Source organism: Paracoccus methylovorus (genome assembly GCF_016919705.1).
Classification (GTDB): domain Bacteria; phylum Pseudomonadota; class Alphaproteobacteria; order Rhodobacterales; family Rhodobacteraceae; genus Paracoccus; species Paracoccus methylovorus.
On the sequence record NZ_CP070371.1, the window covers coordinates 639234 to 656673 of the forward strand.

The 17440-nt window shown below is 63.4% G+C and carries 14 protein-coding genes; 10 read left to right on the top strand and 4 right to left on the bottom strand.

What is annotated here, in order from left to right:
* The first annotated feature begins 138 nt into the window (after positions 1–138).
* From JWJ88_RS16320 to JWJ88_RS16350, 7 genes are read left to right on the top strand one after another with little or no spacing between them, the layout of a single operon-like run.
* Entirely contained in the window at positions 139–2856 is a 2718-nt protein-coding gene (locus tag JWJ88_RS16320; RefSeq protein WP_205296744.1) for a nitrate/nitrite transporter, read from the top strand.
* Positions 2857–2871: 15 nt separating this feature from the next.
* Positions 2872–6621 (top strand): nitrate reductase subunit alpha, encoded by a 3750-nt coding sequence (locus JWJ88_RS16325; RefSeq protein ID WP_205296745.1) that lies wholly within the window; start codon positions 2872–2874, stop codon positions 6619–6621.
* Entirely contained in the window at positions 6618–8135 is a 1518-nt protein-coding gene (gene narH, locus JWJ88_RS16330) for a nitrate reductase subunit beta (protein ID WP_205296746.1), read from the top strand. The genes JWJ88_RS16325 and narH overlap by 4 nt, the downstream gene beginning before the upstream one ends.
* Positions 8132–8821: a nitrate reductase molybdenum cofactor assembly chaperone gene (gene narJ / locus JWJ88_RS16335; protein ID WP_205296747.1), complete on the top strand. Its 690-nt coding sequence runs from the start codon at positions 8132–8134 to the stop codon at positions 8819–8821. The genes narH and narJ overlap by 4 nt, the downstream gene beginning before the upstream one ends.
* Before the next feature lie 13 nt (positions 8822–8834).
* A complete protein-coding gene (narI, locus tag JWJ88_RS16340; RefSeq protein ID WP_205296748.1) occupies positions 8835–9521 on the top strand; it encodes a respiratory nitrate reductase subunit gamma in 687 nt (228 codons plus the stop codon).
* Between the two features lie 11 nt (positions 9522–9532).
* On the top strand, positions 9533–10330 hold the full coding sequence (locus JWJ88_RS16345; protein ID WP_240200359.1) for a peptidylprolyl isomerase: 798 nt from the start codon (positions 9533–9535) through the stop codon (positions 10328–10330).
* The gene (locus JWJ88_RS16350) at positions 10330–10842 is read left to right on the top strand and encodes a DUF2478 domain-containing protein (protein ID WP_205296749.1); all 513 of its coding nucleotides are present in this window, start codon (positions 10330–10332) and stop codon (positions 10840–10842) included. The genes JWJ88_RS16345 and JWJ88_RS16350 overlap by 1 nt, the downstream gene beginning before the upstream one ends.
* Before the next feature lie 75 nt (positions 10843–10917).
* Here JWJ88_RS16350 and JWJ88_RS16355 read toward each other — a convergent pair whose 3' ends face one another.
* The 4 genes from JWJ88_RS16355 to ubiT are packed head-to-tail and all read right to left on the bottom strand — an operon-like array spanning position 10918 to position 14476.
* The gene (locus JWJ88_RS16355) at positions 10918–12129 is read right to left on the bottom strand and encodes an NnrS family protein (protein ID WP_205296750.1); all 1212 of its coding nucleotides are present in this window, start codon (positions 12127–12129) and stop codon (positions 10918–10920) included.
* A 21-nt stretch (positions 12130–12150) separates the two neighbouring features.
* The gene (gene ubiV / locus JWJ88_RS16360; RefSeq protein WP_205296751.1) at positions 12151–13041 is read right to left on the bottom strand and encodes a ubiquinone anaerobic biosynthesis protein UbiV; all 891 of its coding nucleotides are present in this window, start codon (positions 13039–13041) and stop codon (positions 12151–12153) included.
* Positions 13042–13043: 2 nt separating this feature from the next.
* Positions 13044–14036 carry a ubiquinone anaerobic biosynthesis protein UbiU gene (ubiU, locus tag JWJ88_RS16365; protein WP_205296884.1) on the bottom strand — a complete coding sequence of 331 codons (993 nt, stop codon included), beginning with the start codon at positions 14034–14036 and terminating at the stop codon, positions 13044–13046.
* Positions 14036–14476, bottom strand: a complete 441-nt coding sequence (ubiT, locus tag JWJ88_RS16370; protein WP_240200360.1) for a ubiquinone anaerobic biosynthesis accessory factor UbiT — start codon at positions 14474–14476, stop codon at positions 14036–14038. Before ubiT ends, ubiU begins: the two co-directional genes overlap by 1 nt.
* Positions 14477–14693: 217 nt before the next feature.
* Here ubiT and JWJ88_RS16375 point away from each other — a divergent pair, with 217 nt between their 5' ends.
* From JWJ88_RS16375 to ric, 3 genes are read left to right on the top strand one after another with little or no spacing between them, the layout of a single operon-like run.
* Positions 14694–16163, top strand: a complete 1470-nt coding sequence (locus tag JWJ88_RS16375; RefSeq protein ID WP_205296753.1) for a UbiD family decarboxylase — start codon at positions 14694–14696, stop codon at positions 16161–16163.
* On the top strand, positions 16160–16747 hold the full coding sequence (locus tag JWJ88_RS16380) for a UbiX family flavin prenyltransferase (protein ID WP_205296754.1): 588 nt from the start codon (positions 16160–16162) through the stop codon (positions 16745–16747). Before JWJ88_RS16375 ends, JWJ88_RS16380 begins: the two co-directional genes overlap by 4 nt.
* A complete protein-coding gene (gene ric / locus JWJ88_RS16385) occupies positions 16744–17412 on the top strand; it encodes an iron-sulfur cluster repair di-iron protein (protein ID WP_205296755.1) in 669 nt (222 codons plus the stop codon). The genes JWJ88_RS16380 and ric overlap by 4 nt, the downstream gene beginning before the upstream one ends.
* Positions 17413–17440: the final 28 nt, after the last annotated feature.

Consider the following 17440-nt stretch of genomic DNA (forward strand, 5'->3'; position numbering starts at 1 on the left):
GGTGCGTGCAATACTCAAAATCAGTCGGTTTTTCAGGCGCCCTTTTGGAAAGTTGATTCAGATCAAACTTGTCCAAAGGGGGCTGTGGTGGGTGAGAGGCAGAAACCGCGCGCGAAATTCCCAATCGGAGCATCCGCCATGCCGGACCCACGTTCCTATCCCCAGACGCAGCAGCAAAAGGCGCTGTGGCTGAGCACCATTGCCTTCACGCTGTGCTTTGCCGTCTGGACGATCTTTTCCATCATCGGAATCACCATCAAGAAAGACCTCGGCCTGTCCGAGTTCGAATATGGTGTGCTGATCGCCACGCCAATCCTCACCGGGTCGGTGACCCGCCTGATCCTGGGCGTCTGGACCGAACGCTACGGTGGTCGGCTGATTTTTTCCCTGCAGATGCTGTTTGCCGGCGCTGCCACCTGGGCGCTGACCTGGGCCGAAACCTATTCAGGTTTCCTGCTGGCGGCGCTTGGCGTCGGGCTTGCGGGCGGTTCCTTCATCATCGGCGTCGCCTATGTCTCGAAATGGTTCCCGGCCGAGCGTCAGGGCACCGCGCTTGGCATTTTCGGCATGGGCAACGTCGGGGCCGCCGTGACCAAGTTCCTCGCCCCCTTCATCATGGTGGCTTGGGGGTGGGAGGCCGTGGCACAGGTCTGGGCCGTAGCCATCGCGCTGATGGGCGTCGTCTTCTTTCTGGTTGCGCGCAATGATCCCGATTTCGAGGCCCGCCGCGCACAAGGTGTTGCCGCGCCCAGCCTGGCCGAGCAATTCGCACCTCTGAAGAACGTGCAGGTCTGGCGTTTCTCGCTTTACTATTTCTTTGTTTTCGGCGGCTTCGTGGCTCTGGCGCTGTGGTTGCCGCATTACCTGACGCAAGTCTATGGCGTCGATCTGCGTATTGCGGGGATGGCTGCGGCTGCCTTCAGCCTGTCGGCCAGTATTTTCCGCGCCTATGGCGGCGTGCTGTCGGACCGTTTCGGCGCGCGCACTGTCATGTACTGGACCTTTGGTTTCAGTGCGCTCTTCTTGTTCATGCTGTCCTATCCGCCGACCGATTACACCATCCGCGGCAAGGACGGGCTGATTTCCTTCTCGACCGAGATGGGGCTGTGGCCCTTTGTCGTCACCCTCTTTGCGCTTGGCTTCTTCATGAGCCTCGGCAAAGCGGCGATCTTCAAGCATATCCCGGTCTATTATCCGAACCACGTCGGCTCGGTCGGCGGTCTTGTCGGCATGATCGGTGGCTTGGGTGGGTTCATCCTGCCGATCATCTTTGGCGCGCTGCTGGACCTGACCGGCATCTGGACCTCGTCCTTTGCGCTGCTTTTCCTGATCGTCATCGTGTCGCTGGTATGGATGCATTCGTCGATCCGCGCGATGGAGCACCGGGCGCAGGGCAGGGCCTTGGACCGGTTGCCGAACTTTCCCGAACTGGCCGAGGTGCATGACCCAGAACGCACGGTAATGCCCCGTGTGCTGGATGATTGGCGCCCCGAGAACGCGACTTTCTGGGCGGAAAAAGGCCGCAAGATCGCACGCCGCAACCTGTGGATTTCGATCCCGGCGCTGACGCTGGCCTTCTCGGTCTGGATGGTCTGGTCGATGGTCGTGGCCAAACTGCCGCTGATCGGCTTTGAATTCTCGCAAGATCAGCTTTTCTGGCTGGCGGCGCTTCCGGCACTGTCGGGCGCGACGCTGCGCATCTTCTACAGCTTCATGGTGCCGATCTTTGGCGGACGGCTGTGGACCACGCTTTCGACCGCCTCGCTGCTGATCCCGGCCATGGGCATCGGCTATGCGGTGCAAGATCCTTCAACCCCTTATGTGATCTTCGTGGCATTGGCGCTGCTGTGCGGGCTGGGTGGTGCGAACTTCGCCTCGTCCATGGCCAACATCAGCTTCTTCTTCCCGAAAGCGGAAAAGGGCAACGCGCTGGGGCTGAACGCTGGCCTGGGTAACCTCGGTGTTTCGATCATGCAGTTTCTGGTGCCGATCGTCATCGCCGCCGGCGTCTTCGGCGCCATGGGTGGCGCACCGAAAGAGCTTTCGGACGGCAGCCAGCTGTGGTTGCAAAACGCAGGCTTTATCTGGGTGCCCTTCATTCTTGCCTCGACCATCGCGGCATGGCTGGGCATGAACGACATTGCCGATGCGCGCGCCAGCTTCCGCGAACAGGCGGTGATCTTTGGTCGGCTGCACAACTGGGTGATGTGCGTGCTTTATATCGGCACCTTCGGCAGCTTCATCGGCTACTCGGCGGGATTCCCGCTGTTGATCAAACTGGCCTTCCCCGAAGTGAACGCGCTGCAATTCGTCTTCCTTGGTCCGCTGGTCGGTGCGCTCAGCCGCGCGGGCACGGGCTGGTTGTCCGACCGTGTCGGCGGCGGGCGGGTGACCTTCTGGGTCTTCGCCGGCATGATCGCCTCGGTTGCGGTGGTGATCTTCTCGCTGCAGGCGCTGTCCTTTGTCGGCTTCTTCGCGGGCTTCATGGCGCTGTTCTTCTTTACCGGGGTCGGCAACTCTTCGACCTTCCAGATGATCCCCGTGATCATGCGCAAAGAGGTCGACCGGCTCGAGCCCCAGCTTTCGCCCGAAGAGCGCCGCCGCCAGTCCGACCGCGAATCCGCTGCGATCATCGCCTTTACCAGCGCGATCGGTGCCTATGGCGGGTTCTTCATTCCCAAGGCCTATGGCAGTTCGATCGCGTTGACCGGATCGGCGATTGGCGCCCTCTGGGCCTTCCTGGGCTTCTATGTGCTCTGCCTTGCCGTGACCTGGGTGTTCTACACCCGGCCGGGCGGCCTCTTGCACGATATCGAACGCGGCCGCGCCCCAGCCGGCGCCGCCAATCCAGCCTGAAATTAGGAGACAGCCATGAGCAATCTGCTGGACCGTCTGAACTTTCTGAAATCCACACGCAAAGATGTGTTTTCAGAAGGACATGGCCAGACGACGACCGAAAACCGCGACTGGGAGGACACCTATCGTTCTCGCTGGCGTCACGACAAGATCGTGCGCTCGACCCATGGGGTGAACTGCACCGGGTCCTGTTCGTGGAAGATCTATGTCAAATCGGGCATCGTCACCTGGGAGACCCAGCAGACCGACTATCCCCGCACCCGGCCCGACCTGCCCAACCACGAGCCACGGGGCTGCGCGCGGGGCGCTTCCTACAGTTGGTATCTTTACTCGGCCAACCGGGTAAAGACGCCGCTGATCCGTGGCCGTCTGATGAAGCTCTGGCGCGAAAAGCGCCGGAGCATGACGCCCATCGAGGCTTGGACCGCGATCCAGAACGACCCGCAGGCGCGCGAAAGCTATACCCGCATCCGCGGCAAGGGCGGGTTCGTAAGGGCGAACTGGGACGAGGCGACCGAGATCGTCGCGGCTGCCAACGCCTATACGGCCAAGAAATACGGGCCTGACCGGGTCTTTGGCTTTTCGCCGATCCCGGCGATGTCGATGATTTCCTATGCTGCCGGCACGCGCTATCTGTCGCTTCTGGGCGGCACCTGCATGTCGTTTTATGACTGGTACTGCGACCTGCCCCCTGCCAGCCCGCAAACCTGGGGCGAACAGACCGACGTGCCGGAATCGGCCGACTGGTATAACGCAGGCTACCTGCTGCTCTGGGGCTCGAACGTGCCACAGACCCGCACGCCGGACGCGCATTTCTATACCGAGGCGCGTTATCGCGGCACCAAGTCGGCGGTGATCTGCCCGGACTATTCCGAGGCGGCGAAGTTCGGCGACATCTGGCTGAACGCGAAACAAGGCACCGACGCGGCGCTTGGCATGGCCTTTGGTCACGTCATCCTGCGCGAATTCCACCTGGATCGGCAGGCCGAGTATTTCGAAGACTACTGTCGTCGCTATTCCGACATGCCCATGCTGGTGCAGTTGGAAGAACGCGACGGCCGTTTCATCCCCGGTCGCCAGCTGCGCGCCGCCGATTTCGACGGTGGGCTGGGGCAGGCCAATAACCCGGAATGGAAGACAGTCGCCTTCAACGAGACGAACGGCGAGATCGTGGTTCCGAACGGCTCGATCGGCTTCCGCTGGGGCGAACAAGGGCGCTGGAACCTTGAGCAGAAATCCGGTGACGACGAGGTCCGGCTGAAGATGAGCCTGATCCTCGAAGAGGATCGCGACGATGTGGTCGGGGTCGATTTCCCCTTCTTCGGCGCCGCCGCCACCAACGGTTTCGAGGTGGACAATCGCGGCGACATCCTGACCCGCAACGTGCCGGTCAAGCGCCTGAAGCTGGCCGATGGCAAAGAGGCGCTGGTCGCCACGGTATTCGACCTGTTCTGCGCCAACTACAGCCTTGATCGCGGGCTTGGCGGTGAAAATGTCGCCAGCGACTATGACGCCGATGTGCCGTTTACCCCGGCATGGGCCGAACGCATCACCGGCGTGCGCCGCGACAAGATCATTCAGGTTGCGCGGGAATTCGCTGCCAACGCCGAAAAGACCAATGGGCGCTCCATGGTCATCATCGGCGCGGCGATGAACCACTGGTTCCACATGGACATGAACTATCGCGCCGTCATCAACATGCTGGTGATGTGCGGTTGCGTCGGTCAGTCGGGCGGCGGCTGGGCGCATTACGTCGGCCAGGAAAAGCTGCGTCCGCAGACCGGCTGGACGGCGCTGGCCTTTGCGCTGGACTGGGCGCGCCCGCCGCGGCACATGAACTCGACCAGCGCCTTTTATGCCCATACCGACCAATGGCGCTATGAGACGGTCAGCAGCGCGGAAATTCTGTCTCCCACCGCACCGGCGGGCGACTGGAGCCGGCTCAGCCTGATCGACTATAACATCCGCGCCGAACGGATGGGCTGGCTGCCCTCGGCCCCGCAACTGAGGACCAACCCGCTGGAGATCGGCCGCGCCGCGAAAGCCGAAGGCATCGCCGTCAAGGATTACGTCGCGCGCGAGCTGAAATCCGGCGCGCTGCAAATGTCCTGCGAAGACCCGGATGCACCGGAAAACTGGCCGCGAAACATGTTCGTCTGGCGCTCGAACCTGCTTGGTTCGTCGGGCAAGGGGCATGAATACTTCCTGAAACACCTGCTTGGCACCGATCACGGCGTGCAGGGCAAGGATCTGGGTCAGGAAGGCCGCCAGAAACCGGTCGATGCGGTCTGGCACGACAAGGCCCCCGAGGGGAAACTGGACCTGCTGGTCACCATCGACTTCCGCATGTCCACCACCGCCGTTTATGCCGATATCGTCCTGCCGACCGCCAGCTGGTATGAAAAGGACGACATGAACACGTCGGACATGCATCCGTTCATCCACCCGCTTCAGGCGGCAGTGGATCCGGCTTACGAGTCCAAGACCGACTGGGAGATCTTCAAGTCCATCGCCCGCAAGTTCTCGGAACTGGCCCCCGAGATTTTGGGAGTCGAAACCGACGTGGTGCAGCTGCCGTTGCAGCACGACAGCGCCTCTGAGGTTGCCCAGCCCTTTGTGAAGGACTGGAAGCTTGGCGAATGCGATCTGATCCCCGGCACGACCGCGCCCGCCTATATCGAGGTGACGCGGGATTATCCCAACCTTCACAAGCGCTTCACCGCGCTTGGCCCATTGATGGAAAAGCTGGGTAACGGCGGCAAGGGCATCTCTTGGGACACCAAGAGCGAGGTGCACCACCTGCAGGCCCTCAATGGCTGCGTGACCGAAGAAGGCGCGACCAAGGGCATGGCGCGGATCGAGACCGCGATCGATGCCGCCGAGGTCGTGCTGATGCTGGCGCCGGAAACCAACGGCGAAGTGGCCGTGAAGGCGTGGGAAGCCTTGGGCCGCTTCACGGGCCTTGATCACAAGCATCTGGCCGAGGTCAAGGAGGACGAGAAGATCCGTTTCCGCGACATCGCGGCCCAGCCGCGCAAGATCATTTCCAGTCCCACCTGGTCGGGCATCGAAAGCGAGGAAGTCTGCTATAACGCCGGCTGGACAAACGTCCACGAACTGATCCCATGGCGGACGGTCACGGGTCGCCAGCAGCTTTATCAGGATCACGAATGGATGCGCGCCTTTGGCGAAGCCTTCGTGACCTGGCGGCCGCCGGTCGATCTGAAAACCGTCGGTGCGGATGCGCGCAAATCACTGGGTGCCGGTGAAAAGCATGTGGTGCTGAACTTCATCACGCCGCACCAGAAATGGGGCATCCACTCGACCTATACCGACAACCTGCTGATGCTGACGCTGAACCGCGGCGGCCCGGTGGTCTGGATATCCGAGATCGACGCAAAGAAAGCCGGGCTGGTCGACAACGATTGGGTCGAGGTCTTCAACAGCAACGGCGTTATCGCCGCGCGTGCGGTGGTCAGCCAGCGCATGAAGGAAGGCACGATGTTCATGTATCACGCGCAGGAAAAGATCGTGAATACCCCCGGCAGCCAGATCACCGGCTTGCGCGGTGGCATCCACAACTCGGTGACGCGCATCGTGCCCAAGCCCACCCATATGATCGGCGGCTATGCCCAGCTTAGCTATGGTTTCAACTATTACGGCACGGTGGGTTCCAACCGGGACGAATTCGTCATCGTCCGCAAAATGAACAAGGTCGACTGGCTCGACCAGCCCGCAACCCAAGCTACGGAGGCAGCGGAATGAAAGTACGTGCGCAAATCGGCATGGTGCTGAACCTGGACAAGTGTATCGGCTGCCATACCTGCTCGGTGACCTGCAAGAACGTCTGGACCTCGCGCGAAGGCGTTGAATACGCGTGGTTCAACAACGTCGAGACCAAGCCCGGCATCGGCTATCCCAAGGATTGGGAGAACCAGAAACGCTGGAACGGCGGCTGGGTACGGACGAAATCGGGTCATCTGCGGCCCAAGCAGGGCGGTAAATGGCGGATTTTGGCGAATATCTTTGCCAACCCCGATCTGCCCGAGATCGACGATTTCTACGAGCCATTCGATTTCGACTACGACCACCTGAAATCGGCGCCGGAAATGCCGGCGTTTCCCACGGCCCGGCCGCGCTCGAAGATCTCGGGCCAGCGGATGGAAAAGATCGAATGGGGCCCGAACTGGGAGGAAATCCTGGGCGGCGAATTCGAAAAACGCAGCAAGGATTACAACTTCGAGGGCATCCAGAAGGATATCTACGGCGAATACGAAAATACCTTCATGATGTATCTGCCGAGGCTGTGTGAACACTGCCTCAACCCGGCCTGCGTCGCCTCTTGCCCCTCGGGCGCGATCTACAAGCGCGAAGAGGACGGGGTGGTGCTGATCGATCAGGACAAGTGCCGGGGCTGGCGGATGTGCGTCTCGGGCTGCCCTTACAAGAAGATCTATTACAACTGGTCCACCGGGAAATCGGAAAAGTGCATCCTGTGCTATCCGCGCCTTGAATCCGGCCAGCCCACGGTCTGTTCGGAAACCTGCGTTGGCCGCATCCGCTATCTGGGCGTGATGCTATATGATGCCGACAAGATCGCCGAGGCTGCCGCCGCGGAATCCGAAATGGATCTCTACGACGCGCAACTGGGCGTGTTCCTGGACCCCAATGACCCCGAAGTGATTGCCGCCGCCCGCGCCGAAGGCGTCCCCGAGGACTGGATCAAGGGCGCTCAGAAATCGCCGATCTGGAAAATGGCGATGGAATGGAAGATCGCCTTCCCGCTGCATCCGGAATACCGCACCCTGCCGATGGTGTGGTATGTGCCGCCGCTGTCGCCGATCCAGAACGCCGCCGAGGCCGGCAAGATCTCGGCCCAGGACGACATGCCCGACGTTCGCAGCCTGCGTATTCCGCTGCGCTATCTGGCGAACATGCTGACTGCCGGCGACGAGGCCCCGGTCGCCGCCGCGCTGGAACGGATGCTTGCCATGCGCAGCTATATGCGGTCCAAGACGCTGGACGGTGTGGTCAACCTTGGTGTCGCAAACCGCGTCGGGCTGACCCCGCTGCAGATCGACGAGATGTATCAGCTTCTCGCCATCGCCAATTACGAAGATCGTTTCGTCATTCCCACCACGCACCGCGAGATTGTCGAGGATGCCTATGACCTTCGGGGCGGCTGCGGCTTTACCGACGGACACGGCTGCTCGTCCGGTGATACCCCCTCGCTCTTCGGCGGCAAGAAATTCCGCAGTCCGCAGGAGTTCATCGCATGAAAACCTTCAAGGCTCTCTCTGCGCTGCTGAGCTATCCCACCGAAGAGCTGATCGCAGCGCTGCCCGAAATCGACGCCGCGCTGCATGCAGAGGGGCTGTTCGGCCCCAAACGCATGGAGGAGATCACCCGGCTGCTGCAGGAACTGCGTCGGGGCGATCTCTATGATCTTCAGGAACGCTACGTGCTGCTGTTCGACCGTTCGCGCACCCTGTCCCTGAACCTGTTCGAGCATGTCCATGGCGAAAGCCGGGACCGTGGCGGCGCCATGGTCGATCTGCTGGAGACCTATCGCGCCGGTGGCTTCGATCTGGTGGGCTCGGAATTGCCTGACCACCTGCCGGTGCTGCTGGAATACCTGTCCACCCGGCCGCTGACCGAGGCGCTGGCGATCCTGAGCGATGCGTCGCATATCCTCGTGGCGCTGGCCGACAGGCTGACCCGCCGCGAAACTGCATATGCCGGCGTGCTGGGCGCGCTGGTGACGCTGGTGGTGACCGAACCGGCGGCCCTGCCCGAAGAGCTTGCCAATGTCCCCGTGGACGATCCCGAGGATCTGGCCGCGCTCGATGCTGTCTGGGAAGAAGCGCAGGTGACTTTCGGCCCCGATCCCAATGCCGGCTGCCCGATCAGCCGCGACATCCTTGCCCGTATGGACGCCCCGCGCGTCGCCAACCCGACGCAGTGAACAGGAGGTTCAGATGAACAACTTCTTTTTCGGCATCTACCCCTATATCGCCATTACGGTGATGATTTTGGGCTCGGTCATCCGCTACGATCAGGACCCGTTCAGCTGGAAGTCGAAGTCCAGCCAGATCCTGCGACGGCGGCAATTCGTGATCGGCTCTGTCCTGTTTCATGTCGGCGTGTTGGTTATTCTGGGCGGCCATCTGGTCGGGTTGCTGACGCCCATCGCGGTGTTTGACGCATTCGGCATCAGCCACGGCGCCAAACAGGTGCTGGCGATGACTGCAGGCGGCATTGCCGGCGTCATGGCGCTGGTGGGCGGCGGGCTGCTGCTGCATCGCCGGCTTTACGATCCGCGCGTGCGCGCCCATACGACGCTGGCCGACACCGGCATTCTGGTGCTGTTGATCGCTCAACTGGTGCTGGGGCTTGCGACCATTCTGGTCTCGATGCAGCATCTGGACGGGCACGAGATGACGCTGCTGATGTCCTGGGCGCAGGGTATCGTCTATTTCCGCTCGGGCGCGGCAGACTATCTGGCCAATGTGCATTGGCTGTTCAAGCTGCACATCCTTCTGGGTCTGACCATCTTCCTGCTCTTCCCGTTCACGCGGCTTGTGCATATGATCTCGGCACCCGTGCGTTATCTCTGGCGGCCCGGCTATCAGATCGTGCGCTCCAAACGTTATCCTGCTGAGTAGGGGCGATTGAGATGAAACCGCTGCTGCCGCCGATTATCGTGAACGGCATAACCATCGACCCCGGCCGCGTTGCGGCCGAGGCGCAGAACCATCCCGCCCCCAAGGGCAAACCGGGGCACGCCTGGAAATCGGCTGCGCAGGCCTTGGCGGTGCGCGAGCTTCTGTTGCAGGAAGCCTGCGCCAAGGGCATCGTGGCCGAACCGGCCGAGCTCGCCCCCGGCCAATGGGAAACCGAGGACGAAGCCTTGATCCGTGCCCTGTTGGACGAGGTGATCCGGCCCGCGCCTGCCGATGAGGCTGCGTTGGCCGCCCATTACGCCGCCCACCCCGAACAGTTTCACGCGCCGTCGCTGTTCGAGGCCGCGCATATCCTGTTTGCCGCCGCGCCCGACGACGTCGGGGCGCGTGCCGAGGCTCGCAAACGCGCTGAAGTGGTTCTGGCTGAACTCCGGGCCGAGCCGCAGCGGTTCGCCGCGCTTGCCGCCGAGCTAAGCGCATGCTCGTCGAAAACTGCGGGCGGAATGCTGGGGCAATTGACCTCGGGCGATACCGTTCCTGAATTCGAGGCGGTGTTGGCCAAGATGACGGAAGGCACATTTGCCTTGGCCGAGACGCGTTATGGCATCCATGTCATCCGCCTCGACGCCCGGGCGCGAGGCGAGGTCCTGCCGTTCGAAGCGGTCCTGCCTCAACTGCGGCAGGCCCATGACAAGGCGGCTTGGCTGCGCGCCAGCCGCGACTACCTTGACGGATTGATTGCCGGGGCCGAGATTGCCGGTGTCTCGTTCAATCAGGAAAGGCATGCTTGATGCATCTGGCCTATATCAGCCTGCCCGGTCGCGGTGCGAACGACCGCTTTCTTGCCGTCGTTGCAGAGCAGGCTCTGGCTGTCGGGCTGCGACTGGCCGGGACGGTGCAGGTCAATATCCAGCGCGAAGGGCGTATCAAATGCGATATGGACCTGCGCGTCCTGCCTGATGGCCCTGTGTTGCGCATCAGCGAGGATCGGGGAAATGGTGCGCGCGGCTGTCGGCTGGACGCCGGTGTTCTGGAAGCTGCGGTGGTTGGTGTTACGGCGGCGTTGCCCACGACCGATCTGTTGTTGGTTAATAAGTTTGGCAAGCAAGAGGCCGAGGGGCGCGGTTTCGCACCGCTGATCGCCGAGGCTTTGTCGCGCGGCATTCCGGTTTTGGTCGGGGTAAACGGGTTGAACCTGCCGGCTTTTCAGGAGTTCTCCGACGGGCTTGCCACGCCCCTTCCTGCTGACGAGGCGTTGGTACTTGACTGGTGTCAGGAGGTGGGCGGTCTGCACCCCGCTTAAGGCGCGAAAATGCAGGCGAAAGGCCCGGTTAAGCGACCGGGCCTTTTCCTATTGTGGTGCAGGTTTTGTTGTGGCTCAGGCCCGCCTTGGTCCTGAAACCGGCTTGGCTGCCAGACGCGGCCGAGCCAGCACCGGCAGATAGAGCAGGGCGAAGCCGCCAAAAGCCAGGAACCAAAGCGTGCCCGACAGATGCAGCAGCCAGACCTGATCCGGCACGATTCCCGCCAACACCCGCATCACGACCGAGCCAAGCAGCGCCAGATAGGTGGCCGTGGTGCCGCCATTGGCGTGCAGGGGCCGTCCGGTATGACCAAGGCTTGCCCGGCTCATGACCGCCAGCGTCATCAACCCGATCGCGCCGGCCAGCCAGACATGGCGGGCAGGTGCCGCTGCGATCAGGCCGAAACCGGCCGCCGCCTCGGCCCAGAAGCCCAGTGCCAGCGCCGCATAGGCCAGATGCAGGACCCAAAGCAGCGGTTCAGCGGTGGTGCGAAGACCCTGCCAGCGCGCCAGCCGCCACAGATGCGCAGTTCCGCAAGCCAGCATCAACCAGCGCATGAAGGTGGCTTCGGGCACAACGACAAAGCCGGTAAGCGTGACGACTGTCAGCCCCAGCACCAACCCATCGCCGCGGTTGAAGGGTACAGGCAGGCGCTTGGCACCCCGCGCAACCAACCAGTTGCGGGTAAAGCTGGGGATGATGCGCCCGCCGATAAACGCGATCAGCAACAGGGCGGCCGCCAGTCCCAACCGCATGCCTGTGCCTTCGAAGGCTGCGCCTGCATTGGCGGCCTCGATGTGGAACAGCGCGTTGCCGCCGATGAACACGGCCAGCAGCGTCAGCACCGGCAGGTTGCGCCAGTTTCTGCCGCTCAAGACTTCGCGCGCCAGAAAACCCAGAAGGGTTAGCCCCCAAGCCAGATCGATCAGCATGACCAGCCGCCAGTCGATCAGTGCCGAGGTTGCGACCGCGACGCGGCCCAGAAGCCACAATCCGACTATCCCGGCCAAGGGTATTCCCATCACGGGTAGCCTGCCGGTCCAGTTCGGCACCGCGGTCAGCAGGAACCCGGCGATGACCCCGCCCAGATAGCCGTAAAGAAATTCATGTGCATGCCAACTGAACGGGTCGAAGGCCATCGGCAGGATGTCGGCCCCGGACAGCATGGCCACCCAGATGACCATGGCCAGTGCCGCCCAAAGTGCCGAAAGCAGGAAGAATGCCCGGAACCCGTGGCTCAGCAGCACCGGCCCGTGATAGTTGCGCCTGCGTTCCGAGGTGGACATCGCGCGTCTCCGTTAAAATCGTTAGGGGCAGGGGGCCGCACCAGCGCGCGCCTCCAGAAAGCCCTGGGCGAAAACTGCACCCGGTTGGATACGCCGAAGATCGGCTAGAGCCTGGTCCGGTGCAAGCCCACTGTCCAGCAGCCTTGCGTAAAGCCCGATCACCGCGGCAAAATCACCCGGCTGCGGCGACAGGCGCAGCGCCGCGACACCGGCTTCGCGCAATTCGTCGATCTGGCCGGCCACGGTCATGTGGCTGTGGCTAAGCGTCTGCACGCCATTCACGGTCAGGAAGGCTTGACCCTCCAGCGTCTCGACCGTGCGGCCATCGGGGTCCTCTTCGCAAACGAACTGGCAGCTGTCCTTGGCGCGATCATGCAGCCGTGCGTGATAGCACCTGCCCGAGATGGCGAGAGGAGCGCGGCCATGGCCCCAGACCTCGACGGCAACCCCGGCCTGCTGACCGGCGCGGGCCAGCCGCGCGACCGACGCCAAAGGCAGCTCCGGCGGCAGGCAGATCCGCTGCGCCCCCCGGGTCGCCAGCCATTCCAGCGTGCCTTCGTTATAGACGTTCACTGTCGGGGCGACCCAGAAGGGGGCGCCCTCGGGCAGGTGCCTCAGCGCAGTCAGATCAGCGATCTCGACCGGCAGGCCCGAGGCGAAAAGCTCGGCCGTCTGCCGGCGTTCACGTTTCAGCGTCACCAGCGTCAGGGTCGAAAGCGCGACCTGTTTTCCGGCGGCTTGCAGCACCTCTACTGCGGCGGGAATTTCATGCTGCCAGAACGGTAACCGTTTGGAGCAGACCCATTCGCCGATCACCACCCGTTTGACGGGGGTTTCGGCCAGCGTCCGGTAAAAGTCGCGAACCTGATCCGCGCTCCAGAAAAAGGCGATGGGGCCAACCGTCAGGTCCATGGTCATCTCCAGGTCTTGGCATAGGCGCCGGTGGTTGCGGCTTGTCCTTCGGTCAGGCGCGCCAGCAGCCCCTCGGGCATCGGCGCACCCTGTTCGGCCGCTTCGACTGCGGCGCGAAAGGCGCGCACCACCTGCGCGACATAGGCGCGCGAACGCTGGCGGCCCTCGATCTTCAGGGCACTGACCCCGGCCTTTTGCAGCGCCGGAATCAGCCGGGTGGCGTCAAGGCTGACCGGGTCCTCGAAGATATGGCCGGTCTGGCTGTTGCCCTTGTCGTCGGGCGACGTGAAGCAGCCCTTGCACAGCGTCGGATAGGGCACGGGCATGCCCTTGGGCGTGCGGTGGATCAGGAAATCGCCCAATCGCGCCTCGTGATTGCCGCCGATATCGGAATAGGTGACGTGGCTTGCCGGGGAGCAGACGCCATTCATGTTCGGCGAAAGCCCGGTGGCGTAAGAGGACAGCGAACACCGACCTTCGGCCATGACGCAAAGTCCGCCAAATACGAAAACCTCGGTCTCGACGTCGATTTCGCGGTTGATGGCGGTGATCTCCTCGACCGAAAGCACGCGCGGCAGTACGACGCGGCGGATGCCGAAGGTCTGGGCATAGAAATTGATCGCATCGGGATTGGCGGCGGCGGCTTGCACCGACAGGTGCAGGCGCAGACCGGGATGGGCCTCGGCGGCATGGGCGATCAGGCCCAGATCGGCCAGGATGACGGCATGTGCACCCAGATCGGCGGCATCGCGAACCGCATCGTGCCACAGCATCTGTTCGCCTGCGCGGGGGAAGGTGTTGATCGCCACCAGCACCTTGGCGCCCCGCGTTTGGGCGTAGGCCACGCCATCCGCCAGCTCTTCGCGGCTGAAGTTCAGGCCAGGAAAGTTGCGCGCATTGGTTTCGTCGGCAAAGCCGCAATAGACCGTATGCGCCCCGGCATCGACCGCCGCGCGCAGTGCCGCGGGGGTTCCGGCCGGACAGACCAGCTCCATCATGGCATCACCTCTTGTCGAGACAGAATAAAGCCGCTTTTGCGCGCGACCAGTGCCGAACCCCGGCGCAGCCAGCGGCCCAGCGGCTGGCCTGAAATCCCCGCCAGTTCCTCGGTCAGGTCCAGTTCGGCGTCGTCCAGTGCGTTGCGCAGCGCCAGCACAGCCGAGGTGTCGCCCGAGATCTGCAACTCGCCCGAAAAGAACAACGCATCGCCATCCTCGGCACCGTGCAGCATGGCCAGAAACGCGGCCAACCCGCCCCGGATCGCGGCATCGTGATCGGGGGCGGCCGCGCGACGCGAATGGGCGGTCAGCCGCCGGGCCTCGGGCTGCATCAACAGCAGAAAGGGCGCGTCGCTGACATCAAGCAGGAAGCGCGACTGACGATAAGGGCCAAGGCGTGACAGGATTGCCGGCTTTTCCGTCGCAATCCTGCGCAAAAACGCGGTTAACGCCAGACCGAGGGCCGGGCGTGTAAGCGGAGGGGGCGGGAGCCGCATCATGAGCGGCGGCAGAGAGGGGCGCTGGGTCATGCCATGGGTCTAGGCCCGTCAATCGGGACTGTGATTGATCTTTGTCAAATCGGTCGGGGAAATTCCTGCCTAGCTTGCCCCCTCATGATCCGCCCGCCTTTACGCGGGCCTGCCGGAGCCATCAATGCGCAGCCTTCCCTCGTTTCCCGACCTGCGGGCTTTTCTTTCCTGGCTGGAGGCGCGGGGTGAATATGCGCGTATCGCCGAGCCGGTTTCCCTGCGTCACGAGATGACGGCGGTGCAACTGGCCTGCCTGCGGCGCGGCGGCCCGGCATTGCGCTTTGACCAGCCCGCGGGCGCGCAGATCCCGGTGGTCGCCAATCTGTTCGGGACGCGTGCGCGGGTCGCGGCGGGGTTGGGGCTTCAACCCGACGAAATCTCGGGCTTTGGCGAGTTCCTCGCGGCATTGCGCAGTCCCGCCCCGGTCGAGGGGATGCGCGATGCGATGTCGCGTTGGCCGATGCTGCGCGCGGCGCTTTCGACGCGGCCCAAACTGCTGCGCCACGGTCCGGTTCAGGATGTCGAGCTGCCCGACCTCGATTCACTGCCGGTGCAGACGCCCTGGCCCGAGGATGGCGGACCCTTGATTACCTGGCCGGTGGTGCTGACGAGGCCGCACAGCAGTCGGGCCGAGGATCTGATCCGCTATAATCTGGGCGTTTATCGGGCGCAGGTGCTTGGCCCCGACCGGCTGATCCTGCGCTGGCTGGCGCATCGCGGCGGGGCGGCGCATCACCGCAGTTGGGCCAAGGCGGATGAGCCGATGCCCGTGGCCATCGCGCTGGGGGCCGATCCGGCGCTGTTGCTTGCCGCCGCGCTGCCGCTGCCCGAGACCGTTTCCGAATTGGGCTTTTCCGGCGTATTGCGTGGTGCTCGCACCGAGCTGGTCGCGGCGCAGACGGTGCCGCTGATGGTGCCCGCCCGCGCCGAGATCGTTATCGAGGGCTGGGTCCATCCCGGTGAGACCGCGCCAGAGGGGCCTTTCGGCGACCATACCGGCTATTACAATGCCGTCGAGCCTTTCCCGGTCATGCGCGTAAGCCGTATTACCTGCCGCAACGACCCGCTTTACCTCTCGACCGTCACCGGGCGACCGCCTGACGAGCCGTCGGTCATCGGCGAAGTGTTCAACGAACTGGCGCTGCCGGTCATACGCGCCCAGATCCCCGAGATCGCCGATCTGTGGCTGCCGCCCGCCGCCTGTTCCTATCGCATGGCGGTGGTGGCGATCGACAAACGCTATCCCGGTCAGGCGCGGCGGGTGATGATGGCGTTGTGGGGGATGCTGCCCCAATTCAGCTATACCAAGCTGGTGGTCGTGGTGGACAGCGACATTGATGTGCGCAGTTGGGACGATATCGCCTGGGCGATCTCGACCCGGATGGATCCCGGTCGCGACGTGATGCTTCTCGACCGCACGCCGATGGATTACCTCGACTTCGCCTCACCGCTGGAAGGACTGGCGGGCAAGCTGGGTCTGGATGCGACCACCAAGATCGGTGCCGAAACCAATCGCGAATGGGGCCGCGTCATGCGGCTTGACCCGCAGCACGAGGCGCGGGCCGAAGCCCTGCTTGCTACGGTGATGCCATGAGGGTGGTGCTGGGTGTCTCGGGTGCTTCGGGCGCGGCGTTGGCCTTGGATTGCGCCCGCGCGCTGGTTCGCCTTGGGGCCGAGATTGATCTCGTCGCCTCGGCCATGGCCGAGCGGACGCTGGTCGAAGAGGTCGGCCCGGGGGCGCTAAACGAACTGCAGTCTATCGCCACGCGCGTTCACGCGCAGCGCGATCTGGGGGCCGAGATCGCCTCGGGTTCCTGCCCGGTCGCCGGCATGATCGTCGCGCCCTGTTCGATGCGCAGCCTGGCCGCTATCGCGCATGGTTTCGATGACGGCCTGCTGACCCGCGCCGCTGGTGTGCAGTTGAAAGAGCGTCGCCCGCTGGTTCTGCTGGCGCGCGAAGCGCCGCTGACCTTGGCGCATTTGGAAAACATGCAGGCCGCGACCCGGATGGGTGCAGTGATCCTGCCTCCTGTTCCGGCCTTTTATCTGCGTCCGCAATCTCTGGCCGAGGTCACCGGCCAGATTGCCGCCCGTGCGGTCGATCTGCTTCGTCTTGGTCCGCCACTGGCGCGGGCATGGACTCCACGTCAACCCGCCCCCAATGGAGAACCATCATGACCGACATCACCCTGGCGCCCGACAGTATCGTCGGCGACATTGCAGCCCGGCTGCCCGGCGCTGCCGAAGTGTTCCGCCGTGCCGGCATCAGCTTTTGCTGCGGCGGCAAAGCCGGGTTGGCCGAGGCCGCAGCCAAGGCCGGGATTGAACTGCCGACTCTGACCGCCGAACTTCAGGCGCTGATCGACCGGGCCGGGCGCGATGCTCCCGACGAAACGCCGGCGATGATCGAGTATATCCTGTCACGCTATCACGCCACCCACCGCGAGGAACTGGGCTGGCTGATCGGCTTGGCGGACCGGGTGGAGATGGTGCATGGCGATCATGACGAGGCCCCGCTGGGCTTGACCGAAGCGCTGGTTTCGCTGCGCGACGATCTTGAATCGCATATGGCCAAGGAGGAAGCCGTCCTGTTCCCCGCCATCTTGCAGGGCGCCGGCGCGCACATGCTGGCAGGACCGATTCGCGTCATGCAATCCGAGCATGAGGATACCGGCGGGCTGCTGCGCCGGATCGAGCATGTCACCAACGGCCTCGCCCTTCCGGTCGGGGCCTGTGGCTCCTGGACCGCGCTTTATACCGGCGTGCGCAAGCTTTGCGACGATGTGGTCGCCCATATCCATCTTGAGGAAGAGGTGCTGTTTCCGCGCGTTCTTGCCATCTGAGGCGGCATGGGGCTTTCGGCGATCCCGA